This is a genomic window from Pseudomonas sp. K5002 (assembly GCF_013386655.1).
In the GTDB taxonomy this organism is placed as follows: domain Bacteria; phylum Pseudomonadota; class Gammaproteobacteria; order Pseudomonadales; family Pseudomonadaceae; genus Aquipseudomonas.
The window spans coordinates 1-370 of sequence record NZ_JACARK010001746.1 but is presented as its reverse complement, the minus strand read 5'-3'; the positions used below and the strand labels follow the sequence as shown (position 1 = coordinate 370).

The window sequence follows — 370 nt, the reverse complement described above, 5'->3', positions numbered from 1 at the left end:
CAATGGTTCCTGTTGTGCTCATTGGTCGCCGCTGCGGTCATCGGCCTGGTGTGGTGGGAGCTGGATTCGTCACGGGCGTTCTGGATCGTCCTGGCGATGCTGGTTGCGACCTGCCCTTGCGCCCTCTCACTGGCAACACCCACCGCCCTGACGGCAGCCACCGGCACCCTGCACAAACTCGGCCTGCTGCTGACCCGCGGCCACGTGCTGGAAGGCCTGAACCAGATCGACACGGTGATTTTCGACAAAACCGGCACCCTTACCGAAGGTCGCCTGGCGTTGCGCGCGATCCGCCCGTTGAGCCTGCTGGGCAGCGACGAGTGCCTGAGCCTTGCGGCGGCGCTGGAGCAACGTTCGGAACATCCGATCG

1 pseudogene is annotated in these 370 nt (G+C 65.1%); it reads left to right on the top strand.

What is annotated here, in order from left to right:
- Positions 1-370: pseudogene (locus HX846_RS39065) on the top strand (HAD family hydrolase); the annotation flags it as partial.